The organism is Pseudomonas sp. E6002 (assembly GCF_013385565.1).
GTDB lineage: Bacteria > Pseudomonadota > Gammaproteobacteria > Pseudomonadales > Pseudomonadaceae > Aquipseudomonas.
In genome coordinates this window covers 79,286-106,220 of record NZ_JACAPT010000028.1, presented here as the reverse complement: position 1 = coordinate 106,220, position 26,935 = coordinate 79,286, and the positions used below count along the sequence as shown (strand labels likewise).

General features: G+C 60.5%; 23 protein-coding genes and 2 tRNA genes. 14 read left to right on the top strand and 11 right to left on the bottom strand.

Going from position 1 to position 26,935, the window contains the following annotated elements; genetic code table 11:
* Window positions 1–119 precede the first annotated feature (119 nt).
* The 5 genes from HX815_RS23380 to colR all read right to left on the bottom strand — a co-directional run bounded on the left by HX815_RS23380 (window position 120) and on the right by colR (window position 3,893).
* Window positions 120–350, bottom strand: a complete 231-nt coding sequence (locus HX815_RS23380) for a hypothetical protein (RefSeq protein WP_008433604.1) — start codon at window positions 348–350, stop codon at window positions 120–122.
* Window positions 350–1,066: a lipopolysaccharide kinase InaA family protein gene (locus HX815_RS23375; RefSeq protein WP_023659223.1), complete on the bottom strand. Its 717-nt coding sequence runs from the start codon at window positions 1,064–1,066 to the stop codon at window positions 350–352. Before HX815_RS23375 ends, HX815_RS23380 begins: the two co-directional genes overlap by 1 nt.
* A gap of 4 nt (window positions 1,067–1,070) precedes the next feature.
* Window positions 1,071–1,751, bottom strand: coding sequence for a class I SAM-dependent methyltransferase (locus tag HX815_RS23370; RefSeq protein ID WP_177028960.1), 681 nt, complete (start codon window positions 1,749–1,751; stop codon window positions 1,071–1,073).
* Window positions 1,752–1,939: 188 nt separating this feature from the next.
* Window positions 1,940–3,220 carry a HAMP domain-containing sensor histidine kinase gene (locus HX815_RS23365; RefSeq protein WP_008433601.1) on the bottom strand — a complete coding sequence of 427 codons (1,281 nt, stop codon included), beginning with the start codon at window positions 3,218–3,220 and terminating at the stop codon, window positions 1,940–1,942.
* On the bottom strand, window positions 3,210–3,893 hold the full coding sequence (gene colR, locus HX815_RS23360; protein WP_003208587.1) for a two-component system response regulator ColR: 684 nt from the start codon (window positions 3,891–3,893) through the stop codon (window positions 3,210–3,212). Before colR ends, HX815_RS23365 begins: the two co-directional genes overlap by 11 nt.
* Window positions 3,894–4,094: 201 nt before the next feature.
* Here colR and HX815_RS23355 point away from each other — a divergent pair, with 201 nt between their 5' ends.
* From HX815_RS23355 to HX815_RS23335, 5 genes are all read left to right on the top strand, one after another.
* Window positions 4,095–6,044 (top strand): LTA synthase family protein, encoded by a 1,950-nt coding sequence (locus HX815_RS23355; protein WP_177028959.1) that lies wholly within the window; start codon window positions 4,095–4,097, stop codon window positions 6,042–6,044.
* A 54-nt stretch (window positions 6,045–6,098) separates the two neighbouring features.
* Complete coding sequence (locus HX815_RS23350; RefSeq protein ID WP_177028958.1) at window positions 6,099–6,842, top strand: phosphatase PAP2 family protein; 744 nt, start codon at window positions 6,099–6,101, stop codon at window positions 6,840–6,842.
* 73 nt (window positions 6,843–6,915) lie between these two features.
* Window positions 6,916–7,614: a response regulator transcription factor gene (locus tag HX815_RS23345; protein ID WP_177028957.1), complete on the top strand. Its 699-nt coding sequence runs from the start codon at window positions 6,916–6,918 to the stop codon at window positions 7,612–7,614.
* Entirely contained in the window at window positions 7,604–8,899 is a 1,296-nt protein-coding gene (locus HX815_RS23340; protein ID WP_177028956.1) for a HAMP domain-containing sensor histidine kinase, read from the top strand. The genes HX815_RS23345 and HX815_RS23340 overlap by 11 nt, the downstream gene beginning before the upstream one ends.
* An 85-nt stretch (window positions 8,900–8,984) precedes the next feature.
* Window positions 8,985–10,412, top strand: coding sequence for a glycosyl hydrolase family 8 (locus HX815_RS23335; protein WP_177028955.1), 1,428 nt, complete (start codon window positions 8,985–8,987; stop codon window positions 10,410–10,412).
* 131 nt (window positions 10,413–10,543) lie between these two features.
* Here the strand turns inward: HX815_RS23335 and groL are convergent, their stop codons facing one another.
* The 4 genes from groL to HX815_RS23315 form a co-directional block, all read right to left on the bottom strand.
* Window positions 10,544–12,187 carry a chaperonin GroEL gene (gene groL / locus HX815_RS23330; RefSeq protein ID WP_003208597.1) on the bottom strand — a complete coding sequence of 548 codons (1,644 nt, stop codon included), beginning with the start codon at window positions 12,185–12,187 and terminating at the stop codon, window positions 10,544–10,546.
* 50 nt (window positions 12,188–12,237) lie between these two features.
* A complete protein-coding gene (groES, locus tag HX815_RS23325) occupies window positions 12,238–12,534 on the bottom strand; it encodes a co-chaperone GroES (protein WP_003208599.1) in 297 nt (98 codons plus the stop codon).
* 249 nt (window positions 12,535–12,783) lie between these two features.
* Complete coding sequence (locus HX815_RS23320) at window positions 12,784–13,260, bottom strand: FxsA family protein (RefSeq protein ID WP_003208601.1); 477 nt, start codon at window positions 13,258–13,260, stop codon at window positions 12,784–12,786.
* 66 nt (window positions 13,261–13,326) lie between these two features.
* Complete coding sequence (locus HX815_RS23315; protein ID WP_134327253.1) at window positions 13,327–14,058, bottom strand: HugZ family protein; 732 nt, start codon at window positions 14,056–14,058, stop codon at window positions 13,327–13,329.
* A 75-nt stretch (window positions 14,059–14,133) separates the two neighbouring features.
* Between HX815_RS23315 and HX815_RS23310 the strand changes: the two genes are divergently transcribed.
* Window positions 14,134–14,892, top strand: a complete 759-nt coding sequence (locus tag HX815_RS23310) for an SDR family oxidoreductase (RefSeq protein WP_102369815.1) — start codon at window positions 14,134–14,136, stop codon at window positions 14,890–14,892.
* On the opposite strand, the gene HX815_RS23305 is transcribed toward HX815_RS23310, so the two are convergent.
* On the bottom strand, window positions 14,893–15,900 hold the full coding sequence (locus HX815_RS23305) for a DUF481 domain-containing protein (RefSeq protein ID WP_003208606.1): 1,008 nt from the start codon (window positions 15,898–15,900) through the stop codon (window positions 14,893–14,895).
* 202 nt (window positions 15,901–16,102) lie between these two features.
* Here HX815_RS23305 and HX815_RS23300 point away from each other — a divergent pair, with 202 nt between their 5' ends.
* The 4 genes from HX815_RS23300 (at window position 16,103) to HX815_RS23285 (ending at window position 20,871) form a co-directional block, all read left to right on the top strand.
* Window positions 16,103–16,417 (top strand): MGMT family protein, encoded by a 315-nt coding sequence (locus tag HX815_RS23300; protein WP_218166212.1) that lies wholly within the window; start codon window positions 16,103–16,105, stop codon window positions 16,415–16,417.
* Between the two features lie 43 nt (window positions 16,418–16,460).
* Window positions 16,461–18,002, top strand: a complete 1,542-nt coding sequence (locus HX815_RS23295) for an AmpG family muropeptide MFS transporter (RefSeq protein WP_003208613.1) — start codon at window positions 16,461–16,463, stop codon at window positions 18,000–18,002.
* Window positions 18,003–18,181: 179 nt separating this feature from the next.
* Window positions 18,182–19,897: a proline--tRNA ligase gene (locus HX815_RS23290; RefSeq protein WP_003208614.1), complete on the top strand. Its 1,716-nt coding sequence runs from the start codon at window positions 18,182–18,184 to the stop codon at window positions 19,895–19,897.
* A 20-nt stretch (window positions 19,898–19,917) separates the two neighbouring features.
* A complete protein-coding gene (locus HX815_RS23285; RefSeq protein ID WP_003208616.1) occupies window positions 19,918–20,871 on the top strand; it encodes a hypothetical protein in 954 nt (317 codons plus the stop codon).
* Window positions 20,872–20,986: 115 nt separating this feature from the next.
* Here the strand turns inward: HX815_RS23285 and dinB are convergent, their stop codons facing one another.
* A complete protein-coding gene (dinB, locus tag HX815_RS23280) occupies window positions 20,987–22,045 on the bottom strand; it encodes a DNA polymerase IV (protein WP_134327257.1) in 1,059 nt (352 codons plus the stop codon).
* A gap of 291 nt (window positions 22,046–22,336) precedes the next feature.
* Between dinB and HX815_RS23275 the strand changes: the two genes are divergently transcribed.
* The 4 genes from HX815_RS23275 (at window position 22,337) to HX815_RS23260 (ending at window position 26,905) form a co-directional block, all read left to right on the top strand.
* A tRNA-Met gene (locus tag HX815_RS23275) sits at window positions 22,337–22,413 on the top strand.
* Between the two features lie 206 nt (window positions 22,414–22,619).
* A tRNA-Met gene (locus HX815_RS23270) sits at window positions 22,620–22,696 on the top strand.
* 280 nt (window positions 22,697–22,976) lie between these two features.
* Entirely contained in the window at window positions 22,977–25,619 is a 2,643-nt protein-coding gene (gene mprF, locus HX815_RS23265; RefSeq protein ID WP_003208619.1) for a bifunctional lysylphosphatidylglycerol flippase/synthetase MprF, read from the top strand.
* Entirely contained in the window at window positions 25,619–26,905 is a 1,287-nt protein-coding gene (locus tag HX815_RS23260) for a virulence factor family protein (protein ID WP_177022730.1), read from the top strand. Before mprF ends, HX815_RS23260 begins: the two co-directional genes overlap by 1 nt.
* Window positions 26,906–26,935: the final 30 nt, after the last annotated feature.

Below are 26,935 nucleotides of genomic sequence, written 5' to 3'. Positions count from 1 at the left end.
ACCGCAGCAACGGATATGTACTCGATCAACCAACCAACCAACCAACCAACCAACCCAAAACCCAAGCCCAAATAAAAGGCCTCGAACTAGCGAGGCCTTTTATTTGGGCTTCAATCTCTTCAACTCTGTGGCCTCATCCCTTGGGACATCCCAAACATGAACAACAACAACTCATGATCAGGCTTGGCCGCGACACCGACCTTGGCGATCCGCGGCATCGGGCATTGCTGCCCGACACCCTGCACCGCACTGAGAACTTGTGTCCGGGGCTGCTCCCAGGCAGCCAGGGCCAGGGCAGCTATGCCCAACGCCCCCAACAGAAACAAACCTCGTGCAATTTCTAGCTTCATTACGTTAAACCCTTGATAGCGCTGCCAAACGCCGTCTCGTAAAAGTAGCTCAGTTTTTGCCAGTCCGTAGCATTCCACGACGAATGGCGGCGCAACTGCAACATGTCATGCCGGGCCGCCCGCAAAGCGGTCAAGCGCTGCCGGCACTTCTCGAAATCCAGCAACGCCACCTCAACCTTCGCCGCGTCACCCTCACCCGTCACCCGCACAAAGATATGCTTGATATACAGGCAACCATGCTGCCAACGCCCCTTGTGCATCCGCGCCAACGTACCAGCCAGTTCCTTGAGCAAACGCTCATGCACCAACTCGCCATACTGCTCACGACCACCGGCGGCGTACCAGTTTTCAATCTCGTCGAAACCGTCCAGCGACGCCGTCACCAACAACGCCTTCCATTGGTGCTCAGGATCGCGACGGGCCTCGCAGAACACCAACTCCGGCACGCGTACATCCAGCAAGCGCAGGCCCTTCAGGGCGTCACGCTCACGCAACACAGTGGGGCGCCCAAACGGATGGAGCCAACTGCGGTAGATATGGCCCGTCTGGCGCTTGCTATAGAGCAAACGCCCATTGGTCCCCGTTACCCGTTGCACACCACTTTCACCGCCGCGACGACGATTGGGCTCTTCGACCCACTCGCCCTGCTGGCGCCAGAAATAATCAAATCGCTCTTCGGGAGCTACTTCACTACCTGGTAAACACTCGACAGCCATCCTGTTACCTCTTGCGCAATACATACACTCGCCACATGGCGTAGAGCGGTATGAAGTCCAGAGATTCCTGAACACGGAAACCGGCCTGCTCAAACTCTGCCTCAACAGTAGCAGCCGGTAACACGAACCGATTTTGGTAACCTTCCTGCTCACCTTTGTTGCGACGGCGCACTTCGGTACGCTTGCGTTTCCACGCCTTGAAGTTGCCGTCCACCCACAGCGAGATAATCACGCTGTCACGGGTAACACGCTGAAATTCGCGCAGTATTGCCAGCCTGTGCTCGGGGTCACCAATGTGGTGCATCAAGCGCATGCAGAAAATACTGTCGACCGCGTTATCTGGCAAATCGATATCAAAGGCAGACGTTTGCAAGGGGCGTACCCGTTTCACCACATCCGCCGGTTGGGCGACGGTGGCAATCTTCAACATCGACGCGGAGTTGTCGGCGCCGATGATCACGCGGTTGGGCTTTTCTGCCAGCAACGGCCAGAAACGCCCGGCACCACATGGCAGGTCCAGCACCAGGCCAGGCTCACCGGCCATGGCCAGCGCACCACGGGCCAATTGCTCGTCGCGTTTGTGGGACAACCGGCGAGCCAGATTGTCCTGGTGTTTGAGTAAATAATTCTGCGCGTGCTGATCGTCGTACTTTTCGGAAAATTCGAGCTTGATCGGGGTAGGCATCACCGGGTCTCCAGTTACTGATGCCTACAACCTTAAAAAGAATCCTGTGATCAACAGGTCAACACGTTGTGAAAAACTTGTCCTGTCGAATCGTATACATTACAAAACTTTGCAGACACAAGTCGTGGCATGATGCCATCTTCGGCGAAAATCAGGAAGTCTGCCGCAGCTTAGCGGCAGGGCAGCCATCAGGCTTTGACCTGACTCAATTCGACGTGAAAGCGGCAGCCGTTGGGCTCCATGGTGCTGAGGCTGACGCTCCAACCCTGGTTCTCGCAGATGCGCTGAACCAAGGACAAACCCAGGCCAAGGCCTTCACCGCGCTTTTCACTGCCACGCACAAACGGTTCGAACATCGCTTCGCGCTTGTCCTCGGGAATGCCCACGCCAGTGTCTTCCACCACAAAACCGCTCGGTTCCAGGGTAAGGCGGATCAAGCCATGCTCGGTGTAGTGCAGGGCATTACGCAACAGGTTGCCCATGACCGCGTGCAGGAAGGTCGCGTTGTAGCGGGTATCCAGTGGATTGCCCGGTTGATAGATCAGCTCAAGGCCTTTGCGCTCGATCGGCTCACGCCAGATCCCCAGCAAGTCCTCGGCCACCTGGGCCAAGTTGGCCTGGGGCGACATGCCGGCCTCCTCGCGCTGGGCACGGGCCAGCATCAGGAAGGTCTGCACCAGTTCGCGCATTTCTTCACAGGCCCGCGCAATGCGCTCGACCTGCTTGCGGCCGCGCTGGTCAATCGCGGGGTTCTCCAGCAACAGTTCGCAGGAGCTGGCGAGCACCATCAGCGGGGTGCGCAATTCGTGGCTCACGTCACTGGTAAACAGTTGCTCCCGGGACAATGCCTGGCGCAAACGGCCCAGGGTGGCGTCGAACGCCACGGCCAATTCGCCGACTTCATCCGCGGCGTAATCCGGCGCCAGCGGTGGTGCCAGGCCGAGTAACTGGTCGCGGTGCCGCACCTGGCGGGCCAGGCGTACGACCGGCGCCATTACCTTGCGCGCCAGTACCCAACCGAGAAATACCGCCAGCGCCAGGCTGAGTACAAACCCCACCAGCACGACAGCAAACAGCACGCGCTCGCGTTCTTCAAAATCGCTCTGGTCTTGCAGCAGGACATAACGGCGACCGTCAACGATTTCGACCATTGCGTGGTAGGAAAGCTGTTCGCGGAACACCTCGTGAAAACCGGCGTCGAGGTGGCGCAAGTCCTTGGGCAGTTCAAAATCGCCAGGGCCGCCGCTGAAGTAGAACAACTGGTCGGGCTCGGGGCGATGGCTCCAGTCCTCGACGCTGTCCATCAGCAGCAGCCGTTGCAAGTCACCGCCCAGGCCTGCCGATATGAGTTTTTCTTCCACCAGGTGCACCGTAGCGACGATACCCATGGCGAAGGCCCCCGCCACCAGCGCGCTCATCAAGGCGAAGGCGATGATGATCCGCTGGGCAAGGCTTTGCTTAAACTCCATCACGACCCTCGGCCAGGCGATAACCCACACCGTGCACCGTTTGCAGCAACGGCTTGGCGAAGGGTTTATCAATCACCTGACGCAGTTGATGGACATGGCTGCGCAGGCTGTCGCTGTCCGGGCAGTCATCGCCCCACAGGGCTTCTTCGAGAATCTCACGGCGCAATACATGCGGGCTTTTCTGCATCAGCACCGCCAACAGCTTCAGGCCGACCGGGTTGAGCTTGAGCAGGCGCCCTTCGCGGGTGACTTCCAGGGTGTCGAGGTCGTAGTTCAGGTCACCCACTTGCAAGGCACGGCGCCCGCCACCCTGGGCACGACGCAGCACCGCTTCGATACGCGCGGCCAGCTCCGACAGCGCAAACGGCTTGAGCAGATAGTCATCAGCGCCGGACTTGAAGCCCTGCAGCCGGTCATCCAGTTGGTCGCGCGCAGTGAGCATGATCACCGGCGTGTCGCGGCGCGCGTCTTCACGCAGGCGTTTGCACAGGGTGTAGCCATCAATGCCAGGCAGCATGATGTCGAGCACGATCAGGTCGTAATGTTCGGTGGCAGCCAGGTGCAGGCCCGACAAACCGTCCTGCGCACAGTCTACGGTGTAGCCCTTCAGCCCCAGGTAATCGGCCAGGTTGGCCAGAATATCGCGGTTGTCTTCAACCAATAAAATTCGCATGGGCAGTGTCTCCGTACGCGGTAACGGCCGTGTTGGCTCGCGCAGCTTAAGGCCAAGTATGGCTCACGGCTAGGCCTGAAGGCCGCGCCGATTACTGTTTTCAACCGATTGGGGAACTTAACGAGTTTTTCACTATAGGTTCACAAGCTGACTACAGTGTCAGCGCGAAGATCGCGCCCATCGAAAATAAGGAACGTTGACATGGGTTTTCCAAAAACGGCGCCAATGCGCTATTTGCTGTTGGTGACCGGTGCCTGGCTGGTGGTTTTTCTACTGACCCGCAGCGTGCTGCTGGTAACCCATCTGGATGAGGTGAGCGGCAACCTGCTGCCGGTATTCGGCGTAGGGCTGCTGTATGACCTCGGCTTCCTCGCCTATGCCGCCCTTCCCCTGGGCCTGTATTTGCTGCTGTGCCCGCCAGGCTTGTGGCGCCGTCGCGGCCATCGCTGGTTCCTGCAGGCGGTACTCACCGTCAGCCTGTTCGCCATGCTTTTCACCAGCGTGGCCGAATGGCTGTTCTGGGACGAGTTCGGCGTGCGCTTCAACTTTATTGCCGTGGATTACCTGGTCTACTCCAAGGAAGTGCTGAACAACCTGCTGGAGTCGTACCCGATCGGCAAGCTGCTGAGCCTGCTGGCCGTGATGGCGATCGTCTTGAGCGTGGTCTTGCGTAAACCGTTCAACGCGGCCATGGACGCGCCGTTGCCTGCTATGCGCAAGCGTCTGCTCAGTGCCCTTGGCCTGTTGCTGGTGGCCGGCCTGAGCCTGCAACTGATCAACCAGGACAGCCCGCGCAGCCAGGGCGGTAACGCCTACAACAACGAATTGGCCAGCAACGGCCCCTATCAGTTCTTCGCCGCCTTCCGTAACAACGAACTGGACTACACCCAGTTCTACAAGAGCCTGCCGGCGGATGTAGTCGCCAAGCACTTGCGCGCCGAACTCAGCGAGCCCAACGCACGGTTTATCGGCACGGATCCGCTGGATATCCGTCGCGCCATTACCAACCCGGGCACGCTGCGCAAACCCAACATCGTGCTGGTGACCATCGAAAGCTTCAGTGCCAAGTACATGGGCAGCAACGGCGACCCGAATAACCTCACGCCCAACCTCGATGCGCTGCGCAAACAGAGCCTGTACTTCAATAACTTCTACGCCACCGGCACTCGCACCGACCGCGGCCTGGAAGCCATCACCCTGGCCATCCCGCCGACGCCCGGGCGTTCCATCGTCAAGCGTATCGGCCGGGAAAGCGGTTTCGGCAGCCTCGGCCAGCAGCTCAACGCCATCGGCTACGACAGCGTGTTTGTCTACGGCGGCCGGGGCTACTTCGACAACATGAACGCGTTTTTCAGCGGCAACGGTTACCGCGTGGTCGACCAGAGCAGCGTGCCCGAATCCGAAATCAGCTTTAAAAACGCCTGGGGCATGGCCGACGAAGACCTCTATAAACAGACGCTGAAACTGGCGGACGCCGACTACGCCAAGCAGCAACCATTCCTGCTGCAACTGATGACCACCTCCAACCACCGTCCGTATACCTACCCGGCTGGCCGCATTGATATCAAATCCGGTGACGGTCGCGACGGCGCGGTGAAGTACACCGACCATGCCATCGGCCAGTTCCTGGAGGCGGCGCGCCAGAAACCCTGGTTCGACAACACGATCTTTATTTTCGTCGCCGACCACACGGCGGGCAGCGCCGGCAAGGAAGACCTGCCGATGGTCAACTACCAGATCCCGCTGTTCATCTACGCACCCAAGCTGGTAGACGCCGGCGAGAACGCGAAGCTGGCCAGCCAGATCGACCTCGCCCCGACCCTGCTGGGCTTGCTGAACCTGAGCTACGAGTCGACGTTCTTTGGCCGCAACCTGCTGCAAGACAACCCGCTGCCGCCACGGGTAGTGGTCGGCAATTACCAGTACCTGGGGTTGTTCGACGGCAAGGACCTGGCGATTCTCAGCCCGCGCCAAGGCTTGCGTCGGCATGACCAGGCCCTGGGCGACAGCCACGAAATCCGCGTTGGCAGCGATGACCCGTTGATCCAGCGGGCCATCACCTACTACCAGGGCGCCAGTTATGGCTACAAGCAACAGTTGCTGAGCTGGAGGGTGCCCAAGGACGAGGTTCCCCAAGTGAGTACACGCTAACCAAAATGCCCCGGCCAGGTCTGACCGGGGCTTTTTTTAGAGTCTGAGTTCACCATGCAAGCAATCGCTGTTCGTCCGCTATCCCAACCCCTCAACTTCTGGCTGTGCCTCGGTGTGCCTGCCGTTCTGGCGGTGGCCATGTTGCTGCTGGAGCTGACGTCGCTGGACATGGACATCGCCAGGCTGTTTTACGACGCGTCCGAAGGCGGCTTCGTGGGCCGGCACAGTTTTTTTCTGGAGGACATTCTTCACGATCGCGCCAAGCAGATGGTGATCGTATTTTCGGTGCTGGCAATCGCCGGGTTTGCCGGGGCCTTTGTCTTTGAGCGGCTCAAACCCTATCGCCGGGAACTGGGCTGCCTGGTGCTGTCGCTGGCACTGGCCACCTCGTTCGTTTCACCGTTGAAGACGGTGACCGGGGTGCAATGCCCGTGGAGCGTCAAGGAGTTTGGCGGCCAGGAGACGTACAGCGAACTGCTGAGCCCCAGGCCGCCGACCGACAAGCCTGGCCGTTGCTGGCCGGGCGGACATGCGGCGACCGGGTTTGCGCTGTTTGCGTTGTTTTTTGCCGTGAGGGATCGCCGACCGCGGATGGCGCGCTCGGCGTTCCTGTTTGCGCTGGGCCTGGGCACGGTGCTTTCGGTGAGCCGCACGATGCAAGGGGCGCACTTTCTTTCCCACAACGTGTGGACGGCAATTTTCAGCTGGCTGATTTGTTTGGGCGCCTATTACTTCCTGCTGTACCGGCCGGTGAAAACACCGCAGCCCGCCTTCCGCAAGCAGCCCGTGACGCCGTGATGAACAGCCCTTGCCTAGCCGGGGGCAAGGGCGCAACACTCTGCGCACTTTTTGGCAACGATCCTGCTGAGCCATGTCCGATACCCTGTTGCTGATCGAAGACGACCTGCCCCTGGCGGCACTGACGGCCGAGTTCCTGCGCGCCGAAGGCTTTAGCGTTGCAGTGGAACACCGTGGCGACCGCGCCGCCCAGCGTATCCAGGATGAACAGCCGGCACTGTTGATCCTCGATGTGATGCTGCCGGGCATCGACGGTTTTACCCTGTGCCGACAGATTCGCGACCACTACCCCGGGCTGATCCTGATGATGACGGCGCTGGACGAGAACGCCGAACAATTGGTGGGGTTTGCCACCGGGGCCGACGACTACGTGGTCAAGCCGATCGACCCGCAACTGTTGCTGGCAAGGATCCGCTCGCTGCTGCGCCGCCATCCCCAGGCCCCCCGCAGTTACTACCAGTGGGGCGCTTTTCGGCTGGACCTGAACAACCACTTCGCCTGGCTTGGCGAAGCGCCCTTGCAGTTTTCGGTGGCCGAATTCGAGTTGCTCGCCATCTTTGCCCGCCATTGCGGCGTATTGCTCACGCGGGAAAAGCTGCTCCAGCGCCTGCGCGGCCTGGAGTACGACGGGCTGAACCGATCGATTGATATGCGGGTGTCGCGCTTGCGCAAAAAACTGATGAGCCTTGAGTGCCCCGTGACCATCCAGACCATCACGGCGCAGGGATACCTGTTCGTCGAAATCCCGACGGGGAGCCAGCATGCTGTCTAAAGTTCGCCCGTGGATGGCCATCGCGGCCTGCACCAGCTGGGCCGCCCTCACTTTTTACTTGTTGTGGTTGTGCACGAACGCTGCGGTGTTTATCGGCGACTACAGTTTCCTGCGCCTGATGGCCGGGCCGGGTTATCTGGTTGCCGAGCAACTCAAGGCCTTGCCCGCCGAACAAAGGGAGGCGCGCATCGAGTCACTGCAAGCACGCTTTCAGTACCCGGTGAGCCTGGTGAAAAAGGATGATATCGAGCTGCCGCCTGAAGCTATTGTGATGCTCGACCACCATCAGCCGGCGCAGAACAGTGATGAGGACGTCACCTACTTCCCGCTGGACGATGACACGGTGATTCAATTCGGCCCCTTGTGGGGAACCGCCGAAGTGAAGGACCTGCTGCAATATCCGGTGTACTGGGTGACCGCCTGTGTCGCCGGCCTGCCGGTACTGCTGTTTCTCTGGATTGCCCTGCGTGCCCGGCGCAAATACATCCATGACCTCGATGCCCTTGATGCCTGCATTGCTACCCTCGCCCGCTCGCCCAACACGCTGCTGCCCGCGATGAGCCAGGAGTGGGCGCCGCTGCTGCTGACCTTGCAACGGCATGCGCTGGATATCAGCTCGATGGGCGAACGCCACCGGGAGGTTTCCCAGGCGGTGTCCCACGAACTGCGCACACCCCTGGCGCGGATGCGTTTTGCCCTGGCACTGCTGAGTAAAAGCGCCGACCTCGACACCCGCACCCGCCTGCAAGAGCGCCTGCACACCGATATCGAAGAGCTGGAGTCGCTGGTTCGCGCCAGCCTCGCCTTTGCCCGGCTGGCCGATGCACCCAGCGACCTGCAGCATGAGCCAATCAATCTCCATGCCTGGCTGCAGCAGGAGTTTGCCCTGCTGGACGGGCACCATCGCTTGCTGACCCTGGACACCGACCCGGCCGACCTGGAACTGATCGGCGACCGCGCCTTGCTGCATCTGATCGTGCGCAACCTGTTAAGCAACGCCATTAACTACGCCCGCGAACGGGTGAACGTCAGCGCTGCGTGCCAGGGCCAGCACCTGGTGCTGCATGTGGATGATGACGGCCCGGGCGTACTGCCGGAAAACCGCGAAAAGATCTTCGAACCCTTCGTGCGCCTGGCCATGGGCGGCGACGAGCCCAGCGGGTTTGGCCTGGGCCTGGCGCTGGCCAAGCGCGCCACCCATTGGCACCGTGGGGAACTGTCGATCACCCGCAGCCCGTTGGGCGGCGCACGCCTGACCCTGACCCTGGCGCTGCGCCCGGGTTAGGCTGTTACAGCCTGTGACAGTGGAACATCCACGCTGCCGCTAACCTCGCGACCTTGCCCTTTGGATCAGGTTGGAGAGTCAGCTCATGCGTCACCCTAGACGGCATCTGCCCACGCTGCTGTTATCACTGTGCATGGCCGCCGGTTCATGGTCAGGCGGCGTTGCGGCCCAGAATGTCCACGCGCCCTACTACCCCGGCACCATCCTGCCCAATCGCCAGCCCCAGGCGACCATGGATCAACAACTGGTCACGTTCTACAAGGACTGGAAGGCGGTTTACCTGTCGGGGGAATGCGGCAGCGGCCGGTATTTCATCAAGGTCAACGCCGACCACAAATCCGTGGGTGGTGGCGCCGCGCCCAACACCATCACGGTGTCCGAGGCCCATGGCTACGGCATGCTGCTTACTGTGATGATGGCCGACTACGATGACCAGGCCCAACGGACTTTCGACGGCATGGTGCGCTACTTCCAGGATCACCCGGCAGCGTCCGATCCCGGCTTGATGGCCTGGAACCAGACCGAGGGATGCGGCGACTCCACCGATCCTTTCCGTGGCGACGTCAGTGCCACCGATGGCGACCTGGACATCGCCTACGCCCTGCTGCTGGCCGATCAGAAATGGGGCAGCGAGGGCACCATTGACTATCGCAGCGAGGCCAACACGGTGATGGCGGCGATCATGAAACACGAGGTGCACCCCAGGACTCAGCACCTGATGCTCGGCGACTGGGCCGGTACCGACGGTGACGCAGAGCTTGAGTACACCACCCGCAGCTCGGACTTCATGCAGTCGCACCTCTACAGCTTTTTCACCATGACCGGGGACAAGCGCTGGCAGGCGGTGCGCGACAAGACCTATTCGATCATCAGTGACTTTACCCAACGGTACAGCGCCAACAGCGGGCTGGTGCCGGACTTCATCAGCCACCTGGACACCTCGATCACCCCGGCGCGGCCCGATCTGGTGGAAGGCCCATACGACGGCAGCTATTCGTGGAACGCGGCCCGCTACCCGTGGCGCATCGGCCTGGATTACCTGATGTACGGTGACCCGCGTGCGCTGTACACCTTGACCACCTTCAACCGCTGGGCACGCGCCACCACCCACGATGAGCCGGGCAACTTCAACAGTGGCTACCGAATCGACGGCAGTGCGATCGAGGAAGCGCACAATGAGCCGGCCTTTGTGGCGGCACTCGGGGTCAGCGCAATGATCAACCCCGACAATCAGCTGTGGCTCAATAACCTTTGGGACAACCTGCAACGCCGGTCCATCCGTGACCATGACTATTACGGCAATACCCTCAAACTGCTGGGCATGGTGGTCATGTCCGGCCATTGGGAGCGGCCCCAACCGGCGCCCCTCAAAAAAACCGCACACGTGCCTGTCCATCCGTCATCCGGCTCTGCGGCACCGGGACCCGTGGCATCTTTGCCGCCCGCCTCGCACCTGATGCTGGCTCGCGGCTTCATGTTCAAGAAACTGCTGGGGCGTCGCGGCGTCAGCTGAGGCGTGCGCGTAAAGAGAGACGCGGAGCGTCCCTGGCGGCATTCCCACGCAGAGCGTGGGAACGATCAGCATAAAAAAACCCCGCCTGCATCGCTGCAGGCGGGGTTTTTCAGTATCGGGGTAAGGCTGGCTTACATCATGCCGCCCATGCCGCCCATACCGCCCATGTCTGGCATACCGCCGCCAGCTGGAGCATCTTCTTTGATCTCGGCGATCATTGCTTCAGTGGTGATCATCAAGCTGGCAATCGACGAAGCCGCTTGCAGAGCCGAACGAGTCACTTTAGCCGGGTCCAGGATGCCCATTTCGATCATGTCGCCGTATTCGCCGGTAGCAGCGTTGTAACCGAAGTTACCCGAACCCTGCTTGACCTTGTCGACCACTACGCTTGGCTCGTCGCCGGAGTTGGCAACGATCTGGCGCAGAGGTGCTTCAACAGCACGACGCAGCAGAGCGATACCGACGTCTTGGTCAGCGTTGTCGCCTTTGAGCTCGGAGATAGCCTGCAGGGCACGAACCAGCGCCACGCCACCGCCAGGTACCACGCCTTCTTCAACGGCTGCACGGGTAGCGTGCAGGGCGTCTTCAACGCGGGCTTTCTTCTCTTTCATTTCAACTTCGGAACCCGCGCCAACCTTGATCACTGCAACGCCGCCGGACAGCTTGGCCAGACGCTCTTGCAGTTTTTCACGGTCGTAGTCGGAAGTGGTATCAGCCACTTGAGCGCGGATCTGGGTAACACGTGCCTGGATGTCAGCTTCAACACCAGCACCGTCGATCACGGTGGTGTTTTCCTTGGTCACGGTGACGCGCTTGGCATTACCCAGGTGTTCCAGGGTAGCGCTTTCCAGGCTCAGGCCGATCTCTTCGGAGATAACGGTACCGCCAGTCAAAACAGCGATGTCCTGCAGCATTGCCTTGCGACGATCGCCGAAACCAGGTGCCTTGACAGCAACCACTTTCACGATACCGCGCATGTTGTTCACAACCAGAGTCGCCAGGGCTTCGCCTTCAACGTCTTCGGAAACGATCAGCAGTGGGCGGCCGGCCTTGGCAACAGCTTCCAGAACTGGCAGCAGTTCACGGATGTTGGAGATCTTCTTGTCAACCAGCAGGATCAGCGGGCCGTCGAGCTCGGCGGTCATGGTGTCTGGCTTGTTGACGAAGTACGGGGACAGGTAGCCACGGTCGAACTGCATGCCTTCAACAACCGACAGTTCGTTTTCCAGGCCCGAGCCTTCTTCAACGGTGATCACGCCTTCTTTACCGACTTTTTCCATGGCTTCGGCAATGATGTCGCCGATGGAGCTGTCGGAGTTGGCCGAGATAGTGCCGACCTGAGCGATTGCCTTGGTGTCAGCGCATGGCTTGGACAGGGACTTCAGCTCTTTGACAATGGCGATGGTCGCCTTGTCGATGCCGCGTTTCAGGTCCATCGGGTTCATGCCGGCAGCGACGGCTTTCAGGCCTTCGTTGACGATCGACTGAGCCAGGACGGTCGCGGTGGTGGTGCCGTCGCCTGCGTCATCGTTGGCACGGGAGGCAACGTCTTTGACCAGCTGCGCGCCCATGTTTTCGAAGCGATCTTTCAGCTCGATTTCTTTGGCGACGGAAACGCCGTCCTTGGTGATGGTCGGAGCGCCGAAGCTCTTCTCGATGATCACGTTACGGCCTTTAGGGCCCAGGGTCGCTTTTACTGCGTCAGCCAGGACGTTCACACCGGCGAGCATTTTCTTACGGGCGGAATCGCCGAATTTAACTTCTTTAGCAGCCATGATCGATATTCCTTAAATACTTTGTAGTAACGGGAAGATGAGCGGGGAAATCAGCCTTCCAGAACAGCGAGAATCTCGTTCTCAGCCATTACCAGCAGGTCTTCGCCGTCGATTTTCACAGTGTTGCTGCCGGAGTAAGGGCCGAAAACAACCTTGTCACCCACTTTCACAGCCAGCGCACGTACTTCACCGTTTTCCAGGGTCTTGCCTGGGCCAGCAGCGAGAATCACACCGTGGTTGGCTTTCTCAGCAGCCGAACCTGGCAGCACGATACCGCCAGCGGTTTTCTTTTCTTCTTCACTGCGACGGATGACGACGCGGTCATGCAGAGGACGAAGCTTGCTCATTGTCGATCTCTCCTAATTGTGTTTTTCATCGGCCGGTGTCAATTCCGGCTAGTTAAATTCCGGCGGTGCCGGTCGCGGTTCGCGGCGCGAAACGCGGAAGTCTGTCTGGTGTCGCCACCAGAAACCTTGCGGTGACCGTTACATAAGGGCGCATAAGCTTATTACAAGGGTACCGAGATGAAAATTTTTGTGTCGGGGGGCGTCTTCAAAAGCCGCACGGCACCCGCGGGTGCCGTGCCAGTGAGGAGATTACTTGGGGTCGCGGTGTTCGAACTCACCTTCGATCACGTCACCTTCGCGCCCCAGGGGCTGGCGCGGGGCCGGGCCACCACGGGGTTGCAGGTCATCGGCAAAGGCGCGCTGGCGAATGGCAGCCTCTTCGGCACGCTGGCGCATCTTGCCCGCCAGCACTTTGCGAGTGAATGGCAGCAACATCACCAGGCCAACCACATCGCTGATAAAGCCCGGCAGGATCAGCAGGCCACCGGCCAATGCCATCATCAGGCCTTCGAGCATGGTCTGGGCCGGCAGCTCGCCGCGATTCAGGCTTTCACGGGCACGCAGCGCCGTGGCCAGGCCGGCGACGCGCAGCACCAGTACGCCGAGCATCGAGCCGAGAATGATCAGCAGCAGCGCCGGGAAAAACCCGATTGCCCCGCTGACTTGTACGAATACGAACAGCTCAAGCACCGGAAACAACAAAAAGAGCAACAAAAAAGGGCGCATCAAATGGTTCCTCAACGCAAGAATGCCTTGCTACTCCACCTTAGATGACGTCGCCGTTTCGTGAATTCAAGCTTCAGCGGCTGCTTTTTTCGGCCAGACCTCGGCGTGAGCCAGGAAAACCAAGGCTTCGCGTACTTGTGTCGGCGTGTTGCAAGGCTCGGCAAAGGGCAGCCAGTAGAGGGCCTGGCCAATGCGCAAGTGCATGCCTTCGCTGTCGATACCGGCCAGTTGCGCAGGCTCGGAGGTCGGCAGGCCGGCCAGTTCGACATAGTGGGCAATCGCCTTGGTGTGGTCGCTGTTCATGTGCTCGACCATGCTCAGCTCGGCCTTGCCGGCAAACGGATTGGCCAGGGTCAGTTGGTCGACCCAGTGGATCGCGCCGAACCCGCCGATATAACGATGGCGCACCGGCTTGAGCACCCAGAAGTCAAAATCATGGGCCTTGTGGTAGTTCGCCGAGTCCGGGAAATAGCGGTAATAACGCTCGGCGGCGGCTTCAATCGCAGCGCCGTCTTCGAGCTTTTCGGCCTCGGCGAGGTAGGTCAGGCGCCCTACCGCTTGCACGTCGTCCGCCTCACGCTCACCGACCAGCAACGAGCACTTGGGGTCTTTCTGCAGGTTGTGGGTGTGCTGGGCGATACGGCTGATCAGGATCAGCGGCCAACCCTCGGCGTCCAGGCAATACGGCACCACCGAGCCAAAAGGGAAACCGGGCATGGCCTTGGACAAGGTGGCGAGTGCCCCACGGTATTCCTTGAGCAGTAGTTCTCGGGCATTCTTGGCAACGTGCGCGCTCAACTTATGACTCCTTCGATAAATTTCGTCAAAAAACAAACTTGGATAGCCGCTTAATTCTGCCCACAGGACTTGCGAATGCATCTCAACGACAAAGTAATCATTATCACCGGCGGTTGCCAGGGTTTGGGCCGCTCCATGGCCGAGTATTTTGCCGCCAAAGGTGCCAACCTGGCGCTGGTGGACCTCAATCAGGAAAAACTCGACCAGGCGGTGGCCGCCTGCCAGGCCCATGGAGTGAAGGCCCGCGCCTATCTGTGCAACGTGGCGAATGAAGAGCAGGTGACCCACACCGTGGCACGGATCGCCGAAGACTTCGGTGCCATCAACGGCTTGATCAACAACGCCGGAATCTTGCGTGATGGCTTGCTGCTCAAGGTCAAGGACGGCGAGATGACCAAGATGAGCCTGGCCCAGTGGCAGGCGGTGATCGATGTCAACCTTACCGGGGTGTTCCTGTGCACCCGTGAGGTGGCGGCAAAAATGGTGGAGCTGAAGAACCAGGGCACCATTATCAATATCTCGTCGATCTCGCGGGCCGGCAATGTCGGGCAGACCAACTACTCCGCCGCCAAGGCCGGTGTAGCGGCCGCCACTGTGACCTGGGCCAAGGAGTTGGCGCGCTACGGCATCCGCGTGGCGGGCATCGCACCGGGGTTTATCGAGACCGAGATGACCCTGGGCATGAAGCCCGAGGCCTTGGAGAAGATGACCGCCGGCATTCCCCTCAAGCGCATGGGGCGGCCTGAGGAGATTGCCCATTCAGCGGCGTATATCTTCGAGAACGACTACTACACCGGGCGGATTCTGGAAATGGACGGCGGGTTACGCCTTTAATTACCAGGCGACGCCGAACCCTGCGGTGTAGCGGGTCTTGCTCAACGCGCTTTCCGAGTCGCCACTAATAATGTCGCGCTCGGCCTTGAGGTTGAGGGAGGCCCACTCGGTGACTTTGTAGCGCAAGCCCATTTCCGCATCCAGGGAGTACTCGGACGGCCCGGCCAGCGGCTTGCCCACTTCGCCATTGGTGAAGAATTCAACGGTCTTGCCCACCAGGTAGCGGTTGTAGTTCCACTTCATGGCCAGCGAATAGAAATTGTCCTTGCCGCCGTCCTGGTATTCATAGTCGGTGCGGTTGACCAGCGAACCGAGGGAGAACGCGCCCAGTTCGTCGTCCCAGAATTGGTAGCCCGGGCCGGTACCCACGGTGCGCTGGCGGGACAGGTCCTCGACCTTGTCGCGCTTGTAGGTCAAGCGGCCCTGCCAGAACCAGTGTTCGGTAATAAACCGGTCCAGGTCGTACTCCAGCGCCCAGTTGTCGGTGGTGGTCACGTCGTCCTGGAATTCGCGGTTGTATTCGCCCTCGGCGGTATGGCGCCACTGGCCATGGCGGGCAGTGGTCTTGAAGTCGATGTCGTAGTCGTTGGTGTCTTTTTCCGCGCGCTTGTAGTCCAGCGCCATATCGACATTGCCCTTCCACACCAGGTCCTCGATCACCGGCTTGGGCTTGATGATCTGCTGGATGCTCGCCAGCTCGACAGTCTTGGGCGCCTCGCCGTTGGCCAGGATGACCTTGCCATCGTCGGCCGGCTGCAGGGACTTGGCCTTCTCACCGCTGTAGGCATCCTGCTTGACCAGCAATTCCTGATCGCTCTCCAGGGTCTTGACCTGCTTCCAGTCCACCGGGATCGCGCCGGCATAGTCGGTCTGGATCAGCAGCTTGCCACCGTCGAAAACCTTGATCTTGCCGGTCAGGCGGTCACCGTTCTTCAACCAGACGGTGTCGGCGAGCAACGGGGTGGAGGCGCTGAAGACAGCGAGGCACAGCAGGGTTCTGGACAACATAAGCGGATATGGGGCTCGAGTTTGACGAAAAAACGGGCATTATCGGGGTGGATAACTTCTTAGCAAGGACTGACTCAGGTATTCGTATCGAGTTCCGCTCTCAGCCCCCCATTTTTCAGAAATTTCTTACAAATAGACGGATATTTTCATCGGATATGCCACCGTGAACGAACTGACCGACGCTCCGCAAAGCCCCGCTGAAATGCGCCGCACCGTGCTGTACCTGACCCTCGCCCAAGTGCCCGAAGGCTGCGTGATCAGCTACGGGGAGCTGGCACACCTCGCCGGTTTGGGTCGCGCCGCACGTTGGGTGGGTCGCACCCTGAGCCAACTGCCCGAGGACACCAAACTGCCCTGGCATCGCGTGCTGGGTGCCGGTGGTCGGATAAGTCTGCCGGTGGGCAGTGCCTCGGGTGACGAGCAACGTGCGCGTTTGCGCGGCGAAGGCGTCAGCATCCTGAACAATCGTGTTGATATTCAGCGTCATGGCTGGCGCCCGGTAGAGCACAGCGGTTAGAGTGCGCGCTTTATTTGCGTAATTCTGAGGCAGACTCCAGCCCATGCCCCGTAAAACCTGGCGCGCCGCGCTCGCCGCCTATGCCAGCCCCTCGACGTTAGTGCTGTTGCTGCTCGGCTTTGCTGCCGGCTTGCCTTACATGTTGGTGTTCTCGACGCTCTCGGTATGGTTGCGCGAGGCCGGCGTGGCCCGCGAAACCATCGGTTATGCGAGCCTGATCGGCCTGGCCTATGCCTTCAAGTGGGTCTGGTCGCCCCTGCTCGACCAATGGCGCCTGCCACTGCTCGGCAAGCTCGGACGTCGTCGCTCCTGGCTGGTACTGTCCCAGACGCTGGTGATCCTCGGATTGATCGGCATGGGTTTCTGTGATCCGCAAAAGCATCTGTCCTGGCTGATCGCCATCGCCGTGATCGTGGCCTTCGCTTCCGCCACGCAAGATATCGCCGTAGACGCCTACCGCCTGGAAATCGCCAGCGACAGCCAGCAGGCCGCGCTTGCCGCCAGCTATATGTCCGGTTATCGCGTGGCCGCGCTGCTTGCCACCGCAGGTGCGCTGTTTTTTGCCGAAGGCTTCGGTTCCACCGGGTTCAACTACAAGCATTCGGCATGGGCCGGTACGTACGTGCTGTTTGGTGCACTGATGGTGCCTGCGCTGCTGACCACGCTGTTCATGCGCGAACCCAATGTGCCGCTGCGTACCCAATTGCAGGCCGGGCGCTACAGCTTTGCTCACCAGCTGGTCTCGGTGTTCGTGTTGATCGTGCTGCTGGTGTCGGTGCCGGCGATGTTCACCCAGCTGTACAACACTGACTTCGCCAGCGTGCTGTTCCATGGGGTCAGCCTGCTGGACCTGCTGCTGGAAGATCGCGCGTTCCTGCGGGCCATCCTCTACATCATCCTGACCACGCTGTGCCTGTCGACCATGGGCCGCCGGGGCCTGGCGCCGGTGCTCACGCCGGTCAACGATTTTATCCTGCGCTACCGCTGGCAGGCCTTCCTGCTGTTGGGGCTGATTGCCACCTACCGCATGTCGGACACGGTAATGGGCGTAATGGCCAACGTGTTCTATATCGACCAGGGCTTTACCAAGGACCAGATCGCCGGTGTCAGCAAAGTCTTCGGCCTGATCATGACCCTGCTGGGTGCCGGCATGGGTGGCCTGTTGATCGTGCGCTTCGGGATTCTGCCGATCCTGTTCATCGGCGGCATTGCATCGGCCGGCACCAACCTGCTGTTCGTGATGCTCGCCGACATGGGCCCGGACCTGCAGATGCTGATTTTCACCATCTCCCTGGACAACTTCAGTTCCGGCATGGCGACCTCGGCGTTTGTCGCGTACCTGTCGAGCCTGACCAACCTGAAGTTCTCCGCCACCCAATACGCCCTGCTCAGCTCGATCATGCTGCTGCTGCCGCGCTTGATCGGCGGGTATTCGGGGGTGATGGTCGAGAAGTTCGGTTACCACAACTTCTTCATGATCACCTGCCTGCTGGGTGTGCCGACGCTGGTCCTGATCGCCTTGCACTGGTTTCAGGAAAGCCGGCGGATTCGCTTGAATCCTCCCGAGGAAAACAAATCACTGTAGGAGCTGGCTTGCCTGCGATTGCATCACCGCGGTGTAACTGACACACCGTGTTGCCTGCATCGCAGGCATGCCAGCTCCCACAGAAGCCCTGCTCCAGCAACCAGATGCCTGTACGTCGGCAGCAAGCGCCCGTACAATCCCAAGTCATTTCAAGTCCAAGCAACCGACAACGGCCTACCATGCGCACCAGTCAATATTTGCTCGCCACACAGAAAGAAACGCCTTCCGACGCGGTCGTGATCAGCCATCAGCTGATGCTGCGCGCCGGCATGATCCGCAAACTGGCCTCGGGCCTGTACACCTGGCTGCCCATGGGCTTGAAGGTGATGCGCAAGGTCGAAGCCATCGTTCGTGAAGAAATGAACGCTGCCGGCTCTCTGGAAGTGTTGATGCCGAGCACCCAACCGGCTGAGCTGTGGCAGGAATCCGGGCGCTGGGAAGAGTACGGCCCTGAATTGCTGCGCTTCAAGGATCGTCATGGTCGGGACTTCTGCGCCGGCCCGACCCACGAAGAAGTGATCACCGACCTGATGCGCAACGAGTTGAGCAGCTACAAGCAGCTGCCCCTCAACCTGTATCAGATCCAGACCAAGTTCCGTGACGAAATCCGCCCACGCTTCGGTTTGATGCGCGGCCGCGAATTCATCATGAAGGACGCCTATTCGTTCCACGCTGACCAGGCGTCCCTGCAGGTCACCTACGACCGCATGCACACCGCCTACTGCAACGTGTTCACGCGCCTGGGCCTGAAATTCCGCCCGGTTGAAGCGGACAACGGCTCCATCGGCGGTGCCGGCTCCCACGAGTTCCACGTGCTGGCCGAGTCCGGTGAAGACGACATCGTGTTCAGCAACGGTTCCGACTACGCGGCAAACATCGAGAAAGCCGAAGCCGTGCCACGGGAAACTTCCCGCCCTGCGCCAAGCGAAGAGCTGCGCCTGGTGGACACACCCGAGACCAAGACCATCGCGGCCCTGGTGGAGAAATTCAATCTGCCGATTGAAAAGACCATCAAGACCCTGATCGTGCGCGCCGAGGAAGAAGGCAAGCTGATCGCCCTGGTAATCCGTGGCGACCACGAGCTCAACGAAATCAAGGCCGCCCAGCAGCCAGGCGTTGCCAGCCCGCTGGTCATGGCCACCGACTCAGAACTGCGTGATGCCATTGGCGCCGGCGCTGGCTCCCTCGGCCCGCTGAACCTGCCACTGCCGATCATCATCGACCGTTCGGTAGAGCTGATGAGCGACTTCGGCATCGGTGCGAACATCGATGACAAGCACTACTTCGGCGTGAACTGGGAACGCGACCTGCCGGTTCCGACCGTGGCCGACCTGCGCAACGTGGTTGCAGGCGACCCGAGCCCGGACGGCAAGGGCACCCTGGAAATCAAGCGCGGCATCGAAGTCGGGCACATCTTCCAGCTGGGCAACAAGTACAGCAAGGCGATGAAGTGCGAAGTGCTGGGCGAGAACGGCAAGCCGATCACCCTGGAAATGGGCTGCTACGGCATTGGCGTATCCCGCGTGGTTGCGGCTGCCATCGAGCAGAACAACGACGAGAAAGGCATCATCTGGAGCGACGCCCTGGCGCCATTCCAGGTTGCCCTGGTACCGCTGCGCTACGAAACCGAGCAAGTACGCGAAGCCACCGACAAACTGTATGCCGAACTCACGGCTGCCGGTTTTGAAGTGCTGCTGGATGATCGGGACAAGAAAACCAGCCCAGGCATCAAGTTCGCCGACATGGAATTGATTGGCATCCCGCACCGGATCGTGGTCAGTGACCGCGGCCTGGCCGATGGCAATCTGGAATACAAGAGCCGGACCGAAGCCGAGGCCCAACCGTTGCCGGTGGCTGACGTGCTGTCTTTCCTTCAGGCGCGTATTCGTCGCTGAAAACCAGATCAAGAGTCGTCATGTTCAAGCGAAACACCATAGCCCTGGGGGGCGCCACGTTATGTGGCGCCCTGCTGGTCAGCGGCTGCGCCAACCAAATGTCGCAACGCAGCGAGCACGAGGAACGCATCGAGCGCAAATTGCTCGATCACAGCCTGCAGATCGACGTGGGCGAGCCGAAGGTGCTGGAGCTGCCGCAACGCCGGGTGCGCATTCACGAGCAAAAGACCTTTGAGGTCACCGAGTTCGAAGTTACCCGTCGCTACGACCGCTACACGCCCTACCAGCCCTGGCGCAAACTCTATGAGATGCCCCTGGGCGCGGTCGCGCTGGTTGCGGGCGTCGGCGCCAACGTGGCGAACGTGTTTGCCCTGGGCAACCTGCCTGCCAGCATGACCCGGGATTGGCTCAGCTATGGCGTGGACGGGCTCAACCCGTTCATGAACGTGCAATCCAACGGCCGTGCGCAACAGAACCTGGCGGGTATCGATGAAGTCCAGCGCGACAAGCGCGTGGAGTATTCGAGCCTGCCCTGGAGCGAGCGCCCGGTACAGGTGACTGCCGGCAAGCAAACCCATGAGCTGACCACCGACCGCGATGGCGTGCTGCGCCTGAACCTGTTGGACAGCCCGTTTGCCGAGCAGGACCTGAACCGCATCAGCACCCTGAAGATCAGTGTTGAAGATGCCCAGGATGACGTGCACTCGGACTCATCCCTGGCCATCAGCGGCACCCTGCGGGGCAAATTGCTCGAAGCTCACGGTTTGATCTATGACGACCTGGAAGACGACGAGGTCAACGAGTGGGTGCACCGGGTCAAGCGCCTGTCGGAGCTGGGCCTGGAAGAAGAAGCCAGCGAGCTGGAACAGAGCCTGATCGAACTGACCCGCAATGATCCGGAGTTGCAGCAGGAATTCCTGCAGGCCTTGACCAAGGATGCCGGACGCCTGGTGGCGGATCCCGGAGCACGCTGAAGCCTTTAAATGTGGGAGCGGGCTTGCTCGCGAATGCGGCGTGTCAGCCAGCACATGCATCAACTGACACACCGCATTCGCGAGCAAGCCCGCTCCCACATTTGGTTTTCGGTTTCTACCAGGGAAATTGGAGCTGCTCGTTGCCGTTGCTCAAATCCAGCAAACGCACGCCTATTCCCAGCAATCGCACCGGCTTGTCGCCGCGATTGAACGCCTGGGTCAGCAACTGCCGGTAGCTCTCCAGGTCCCGCCCCGCCCCCGCCTGCTCCAGGGTCGTCTGGGTAAAGTCGTGAAACTTCACTTTGACGAACGGCTTGCCCGCCCGATAACTGCTGTCGATGCGCGCCATGCGCCCGGCCAGGGTGTCCATCAGCTCCGGCAGTTTTTCCAGGCAACTGGGCAAGTCCGGCAGGTCGACATCGTAGGTATTTTCCACGCTGATGGATTGCCGGCGGCTGTCGTTCTGCACCACCCGGTCATCAATCCCACGCGCCAGGCTCCAAAGCCGCTCGCCAAAACTGCCAAACTCTCGCACCAGCGCCAGCTTGTTCCACTCCCGCAGTTGCAGGCAGTCCTCGATCCCCAGCCGCGCCAGCTTGTCGGCCGTCACCTTGCCCACGCCGTGGAGCTTTTTCACCGGCAGCGCAGAGACAAAGTCTTCCACCTGGTCGGGGGTGATCACAAACAGTCCGTTGGGCTTTTTCCAGTCGCTGGCGATCTTGGCGAGAAACTTGTTCGGCGCCACGCCCGCGGAAACGGTGATGTGCAACTGGTTGGAGACCCGCCGGCGAATGTCCTGGGCAATGCGCGTGGCACTGCCGCCAAAATGCGGGCTGTCGGAGACGTCCAGGTAGGCTTCGTCCAGGGACAACGGTTCGATCAGGTCGGTGTAGTCGCGAAAGATCGCCTGGATTTCCTTTGATGCTTCTTTATAAGCATCCATGCGCGGCTTGACGATGGTCAGGTCCGGGCACAGCTTCAGGGCATGGCGGGACGACATGGCCGAACGCACACCATAGGCCCGTGCTTCATAGTTGCAGGTGGCGATCACCCCGCGACGGTCTGCCGAGCCACCGACAGCCAGGGGCTTTTGCGCCAGGGTCGGGTCGTCGCGCATCTCGATGGCGGCGTAGAAGCAATCACAGTCGACGTGGATGATTTTGCGCTGCGTCATATATAAGGCAGTGGTTCTGGGCAGAAAACGGACAGGCCGGCAGTATCTCACTCACACCTGTATATAGCACCAGTAGTTTGAATCTTCCGCTTAAGCGGTAGGAAAATTCGTAGGTGAATTCATTTTCTCAATCGAAACACACCCCCCAATAGAGCTGAAAGCCTCGGCCAGACTGGCCCCGCGGCCTATCAAGGGGCCACCTTGGAGAGCTAACCGATTGAACCACAAGCGCTTTTCTTTGAATCAGCGGTTGACACACTCGCGTTCCTCTGTAGAATGCCGACACACAGACGCGGGATGGAGCAGTCTGGTAGCTCGTCGGGCTCATAACCCGAAGGTCGTCGGTTCAAATCCGGCTCCCGCAACCAAACATCAAAAAAGGCTACTCGAAAGAGTGGCCTTTTTTGTGCCTGTCTGTTTTAGCCCTCGTTTCGATTGTCTGACAAAAAACCTTTCCCAATCGCGCACTTACCGCACCCGCGTGACAATCCGACGCTAAATTGCACTTATTTGACCCATCGTTCGATTAACGGTTGACACCCCGCCGTTGCTCTGTAGAATGCCGCCACACAGACGCGGGATGGAGCAGTCTGGTAGCTCGTCGGGCTCATAACCCGAAGGTCGTCGGTTCAAATCCGGCTCCCGCAACCAAACATCAAAAAAGGCTGCTCGAAAGAGTGGCCTTTTTTGTATCTGACGAAAAAGTCCTTTTGAAACAATGGCATGGCATCTTTCATGAAACCGTACACGGTTTGTAGAGTCCATCTCATTGCAAGCTATGCTAAGTCTTCAAGCACTGTCCTTCTACGACCAATGGGCGCTGTCGCCGCACTTCGCGATACGCGTTAATATTTGTAATTATTTTGTCCATAGGGATTGGTAACTTGGCTGGATACCTCCATCCTGTCGCGCACAATCCACGAGGTGATTGATGCGCGCCAACTCGTCTGAACCACAAGACTCTGTCACAGCGACACAACCGATCACTCCCACCCGTTTGCGCTGGCTGGATCTGTTGAGCAAATACCGCCAACCCATCGGGCTGGCCGTCACCTTGTTGCTGTTCGCAATCGCCCTTATCGCCTGTCGCCACCTGTTGCTTGAACTGGATCTGTACGCGCTCCACGATTCAATCCTTGAAGTACCCAAGCCTGCACTGCTGGGTGCGTTCGGTGCTGCTGTCGCCGGCTTTATCATTTTGTTGGGCTATGAATTTTCCGGTGCCCGTTATGCCGGCGTGAAGCTGCCTGCCAAGACTCTGGCCTACGGCGGCTTTACCGCATTCGCCATCGGTAACGCGATTGGTCTGTCGATGCTCTCGGGCGGCTCGGTACGCTACCGTTTATATGCACGGTATGGCATCGGCGCTTCGGAAGTGGCACGCATGACCGTGTTTGCCAGCCTGGCCCTGGGTTGCGCCCTGCCGCCGCTCGCTGCGCTGGCCACCCTGAGCAACCTGCCTGCCGCGTCCAATGCCCTGCATCTACCCGCCAGCCTGCTCGGCGGTATCGCCGGCGCTGTGTTGCTGTTAACAGCCGCACTGTGCATCGGCATCTACCGCCGCCGCCTGCCGGAACAACCGTATCCGGACAACCTGCTGGTCAAGGCTGGGCGTCGCACCTTGCGCCTGCCGGGCCGTCGCCTGACCTTCCTGCAACTGATCATCACTGCCCTCGACGTGGCTGCGGCCGCTACCGTGCTGTATATGCTGCTGCCGGAAGCGCCGCCCTTTGGCCCGTTCCTGCTGGTGTACCTGCTGGCCCTGGCCGCCGGTGTGCTCAGCCATGTACCCGGTGGCGTCGGGGTGTTCGAAGCAATCCTGCTGGCTGCCTTCGCCGACAAGCTCGGTGCCGCGCCACTGGCGGCCGCACTGCTGCTGTACCGGATGATCTATGTGGTGCTGCCGCTGTTGATCGCTTGTGTGTTCCTGCTGGTCAATGAAGCCCAGCGCCTGTTCCATACGCAACAAAGCCTGCGCGCGGCCTCGGGCCTTGCTGCACCGATCCTGGCCGTACTGGTTTTTTTGTCAGGCGTGGTCCTGCTGTTTTCCGGCGCAACCCCGGAAATCGACTCACGCCTGGAAAACATCGGCTTCCTGATTCCTCATCGCCTGATTGACGCTTCGCACTTTGGTGCCAGCCTGATCGGCGTGCTCTGCCTTCTGTTGGCCCAGGGCCTGCGTCGACGGTTGTCCGCGGCGTGGATGCTGACCATGGTGCTGCTGCTGACCGGCGCCCTGCTCTCCCTGCTCAAGGGTTTCGACTGGGAAGAAGCCAGCCTGATGACCATGACGGCAGTGCTGCTGGCGATCTTCCGGCGCTCGTTCTACCGCGCCAGCCGCCTGACCGAACTGCCGTTCTCGCCGCTGTACCTGGTGGCCAGCGTGTGCGTACTCGGTGCGTCGATCTGGCTGCTGTTGTTCGCCTACCAGGACGTGCCCTACAGCCATCAGTTGTGGTGGCAGTTCACCCTCGACGCCAACGCCCCGCGGGGCCTGCGTTCGCTGCTGGGCGCGGCCGTGGTGCTGGTGGTGGTGTCGCTGACCTGGCTGCTGCGTACCGCGCGCCCGATCATCCACTTGCCGACACCGGATGAACTGGAGCGCGCCACCAAGATCCTGATGAACTCTGCACAACCCGACGGCGGCCTGGCGCTGACCGGCGACAAGGCCCTGCTGTTTCATCCCAACGACGAAGCGTTCCTGATGTACGCTCGTCGCGGTCGCAGCCTGGTGGCCTTGTACGATCCGATTGGCCCGACCCTGCAACGGGCCGAGATGATCTGGCAGTTCCGCGACCTGTGCGACATTCACCACGCCCGCCCGGTGTTCTACCAGGTGCGCGCGGAGAACCTGCCGTACTACATGGACATCGGCCTCACCGCGATCAAACTGGGTGAAGAAGCCCGGGTCGACCTCAAACGCTTTGACCTGGAAGCCAAGGGCAAAGAGATGAAGGACCTGCGCTACACCTGGAACCGCGGGACCCGTGATGGCTTGTCCCTGGAGATCCACGAACCCGGCCAGGCCCCGATGGAGGAGTTGAAAGTCATCTCCGACGCATGGCTGACCGGCAAGAACGTGCGGGAAAAAGGCTTTTCCCTTGGACGATTCAGCGACGACTACCTCAAGCACTTTCGTATTGCGATCATTCGCTTCGAAGGGCGCCCGGTAGCGTTTGCGAACCTGCTTGAGACCTACAGCCACGACCTGGCCAGTCTCGACCTGATGCGTGCGCACCCGGACGCGCCGAAACTGACCATGGAATTCATGATGGTCGGCCTGATTCAACATTATAAGAACCATGGCTACGCCCGCTTCAGCCTCGGCATGGTGCCGTTGTCGGGCCTGCAACCACGACGTGGCGCCCCGCTGACCCAACGCCTGGGCTCGATGGTGTTCCGCCGTGGCGAGCAACTGTATAACTTCCAAGGCTTGCGCCGCTTCAAAGACAAGTTCCAGCCTGACTGGGAACCCCGTTATATGGCCGTGCCCGCAGGACTTGATCCGCTGGTGGCACTGGCCGACACCGCCGCCCTGATTGCGGGCGGCTTGACTGGATTGGTGAAACGCTGATGATTCGACGCTCCTGGCGGTATGTATTGGCATTCTTGGTGGTACTGGCACTGATCCTCGGTGGCGGCTACTGGTACTGGAACCGCCCTGCACCGCAACCGACTCTGGAACAACTGCCACAGGCTGACGGCACGGTCCTGACCCGCGTTACCCCGGGTACCGCGCCCAAGGCCCGCGTGGCCGTGGCCGTGCTGGCCGACGAAACCCTGACCGACAGCCAACTGATCGCCCTGAGCCAGGGCGGCGCAGCGCAGATCGTCCAGGTAATCCTGCCCAAGGATGACTGCAAGCTGCAGGAACAAGCCCTGCAAACCGCCCTCGGCCAGCTCGCCGGCCCGGCGACCCTGGTCAGCGGCATCGGCCCTGGCGCATCCCTCGCCTGGCGCTGGCTGGCCGCACAGAACGACGACAAGGCCAATGCCATCTCCGTCGGCTTCGCGCTGGCGCAGCCAGGCTGCAACGACCCGCTGCCGAAGACTTCGGCCCACGGTAGCTGGCTGGTGGCCTGGAACGATAACCCTGACGATGATGCTGCCAGTTTCGTACGCGACACACCGCGTGCCACCACCAGCATCAGCGACTACGACGTTCACTACCCGCAAGTGCTGAACAACGAGCTGCGCAAGCAACTGGTGGGCTCGGACAACGGCGGCCTGGCGATCCCGGTGGTCGAAGTGCCGGCTGGCCAGGCCAAGGACACCGTCACCCTGTTCCTCTCCGGTGACGGCGGCTGGCGTGACCTGGACCGCGACGTGGCCGGTGAAATGGCCAAGATCGGCTACCCGGTGGTCGGCATCGATACCCTGCGCTACTACTGGCAGCACAAGACCCCGGAACAAAGCGCCAAGGACCTCGCCGAGCTGATGCAGCACTACCGGCAGAAATGGGGTACCAAGCGCTTCGTGCTGACCGGCTACTCGTTCGGCGCCGATGTCCTGCCGGCCATCTACAACCGCCTGCCGGAAAGCGAGCAGCAGCGTGTAGACGCGATCATCCTGCTGGCCTTCGCCCGCACCGGCAGCTTCGAGATCGAAGTGGAAGGCTGGCTGGGCAACGCCGGCAAGGAAGCTGCGACCGGCCCGGAAATGGCCAAGCTGCCGGCCGACAAGGTGGTGTGCATCTACGGTGCCGAAGAAGTCGACGAGAGTGGCTGCACCGACAAGACCGCTGTCGGCGAAGCCGTGAAGCTGCCTGGCGGCCATCACTTCGACGAGAACTACCCGGCGCTGGCCAAGCGTCTGGTAGACATCATCGAGAAGCGCCAGGGCAAGACCCCGGCCGAATAAGCGCCCACAAAAAAGCCCCCGCTGCCGCAA

Coding starts and splice junctions, on each gene's coding strand:
- HX815_RS23380 (WP_008433604.1), bottom strand. CDS start 350: ATGAAGCTAGAAATTGCACGAGGTTTGTTTCTGTTGGGGGCGTTGGGC.
- HX815_RS23375 (WP_023659223.1), bottom strand. CDS start 1,066: ATGGCTGTCGAGTGTTTACCAGGTAGTGAAGTAGCTCCCGAAGAGCGA.
- HX815_RS23370 (WP_177028960.1), bottom strand. CDS start 1,751: ATGCCTACCCCGATCAAGCTCGAATTTTCCGAAAAGTACGACGATCAG.
- HX815_RS23365 (WP_008433601.1), bottom strand. CDS start 3,220: ATGGAGTTTAAGCAAAGCCTTGCCCAGCGGATCATCATCGCCTTCGCC.
- colR (WP_003208587.1), bottom strand. CDS start 3,893: ATGCGAATTTTATTGGTTGAAGACAACCGCGATATTCTGGCCAACCTG.
- HX815_RS23355 (WP_177028959.1), top strand. CDS start 4,095: ATGGGTTTTCCAAAAACGGCGCCAATGCGCTATTTGCTGTTGGTGACC.
- HX815_RS23350 (WP_177028958.1), top strand. CDS start 6,099: ATGCAAGCAATCGCTGTTCGTCCGCTATCCCAACCCCTCAACTTCTGG.
- HX815_RS23345 (WP_177028957.1), top strand. CDS start 6,916: ATGTCCGATACCCTGTTGCTGATCGAAGACGACCTGCCCCTGGCGGCA.
- HX815_RS23340 (WP_177028956.1), top strand. CDS start 7,604: ATGCTGTCTAAAGTTCGCCCGTGGATGGCCATCGCGGCCTGCACCAGC.
- HX815_RS23335 (WP_177028955.1), top strand. CDS start 8,985: ATGCGTCACCCTAGACGGCATCTGCCCACGCTGCTGTTATCACTGTGC.
- groL (WP_003208597.1), bottom strand. CDS start 12,187: ATGGCTGCTAAAGAAGTTAAATTCGGCGATTCCGCCCGTAAGAAAATG.
- groES (WP_003208599.1), bottom strand. CDS start 12,534: ATGAGCAAGCTTCGTCCTCTGCATGACCGCGTCGTCATCCGTCGCAGT.
- HX815_RS23320 (WP_003208601.1), bottom strand. CDS start 13,260: ATGCGCCCTTTTTTGTTGCTCTTTTTGTTGTTTCCGGTGCTTGAGCTG.
- HX815_RS23310 (WP_102369815.1), top strand. CDS start 14,134: ATGCATCTCAACGACAAAGTAATCATTATCACCGGCGGTTGCCAGGGT.
- HX815_RS23305 (WP_003208606.1), bottom strand. CDS start 15,900: ATGTTGTCCAGAACCCTGCTGTGCCTCGCTGTCTTCAGCGCCTCCACC.
- HX815_RS23300 (WP_218166212.1), top strand. CDS start 16,103: ATGCGCCGCACCGTGCTGTACCTGACCCTCGCCCAAGTGCCCGAAGGC.
- HX815_RS23295 (WP_003208613.1), top strand. CDS start 16,461: ATGCCCCGTAAAACCTGGCGCGCCGCGCTCGCCGCCTATGCCAGCCCC.
- HX815_RS23290 (WP_003208614.1), top strand. CDS start 18,182: ATGCGCACCAGTCAATATTTGCTCGCCACACAGAAAGAAACGCCTTCC.
- HX815_RS23285 (WP_003208616.1), top strand. CDS start 19,918: ATGTTCAAGCGAAACACCATAGCCCTGGGGGGCGCCACGTTATGTGGC.
- dinB (WP_134327257.1), bottom strand. CDS start 22,045: ATGACGCAGCGCAAAATCATCCACGTCGACTGTGATTGCTTCTACGCC.
- mprF (WP_003208619.1), top strand. CDS start 22,977: ATGCGCGCCAACTCGTCTGAACCACAAGACTCTGTCACAGCGACACAA.
- HX815_RS23260 (WP_177022730.1), top strand. CDS start 25,619: ATGATTCGACGCTCCTGGCGGTATGTATTGGCATTCTTGGTGGTACTG.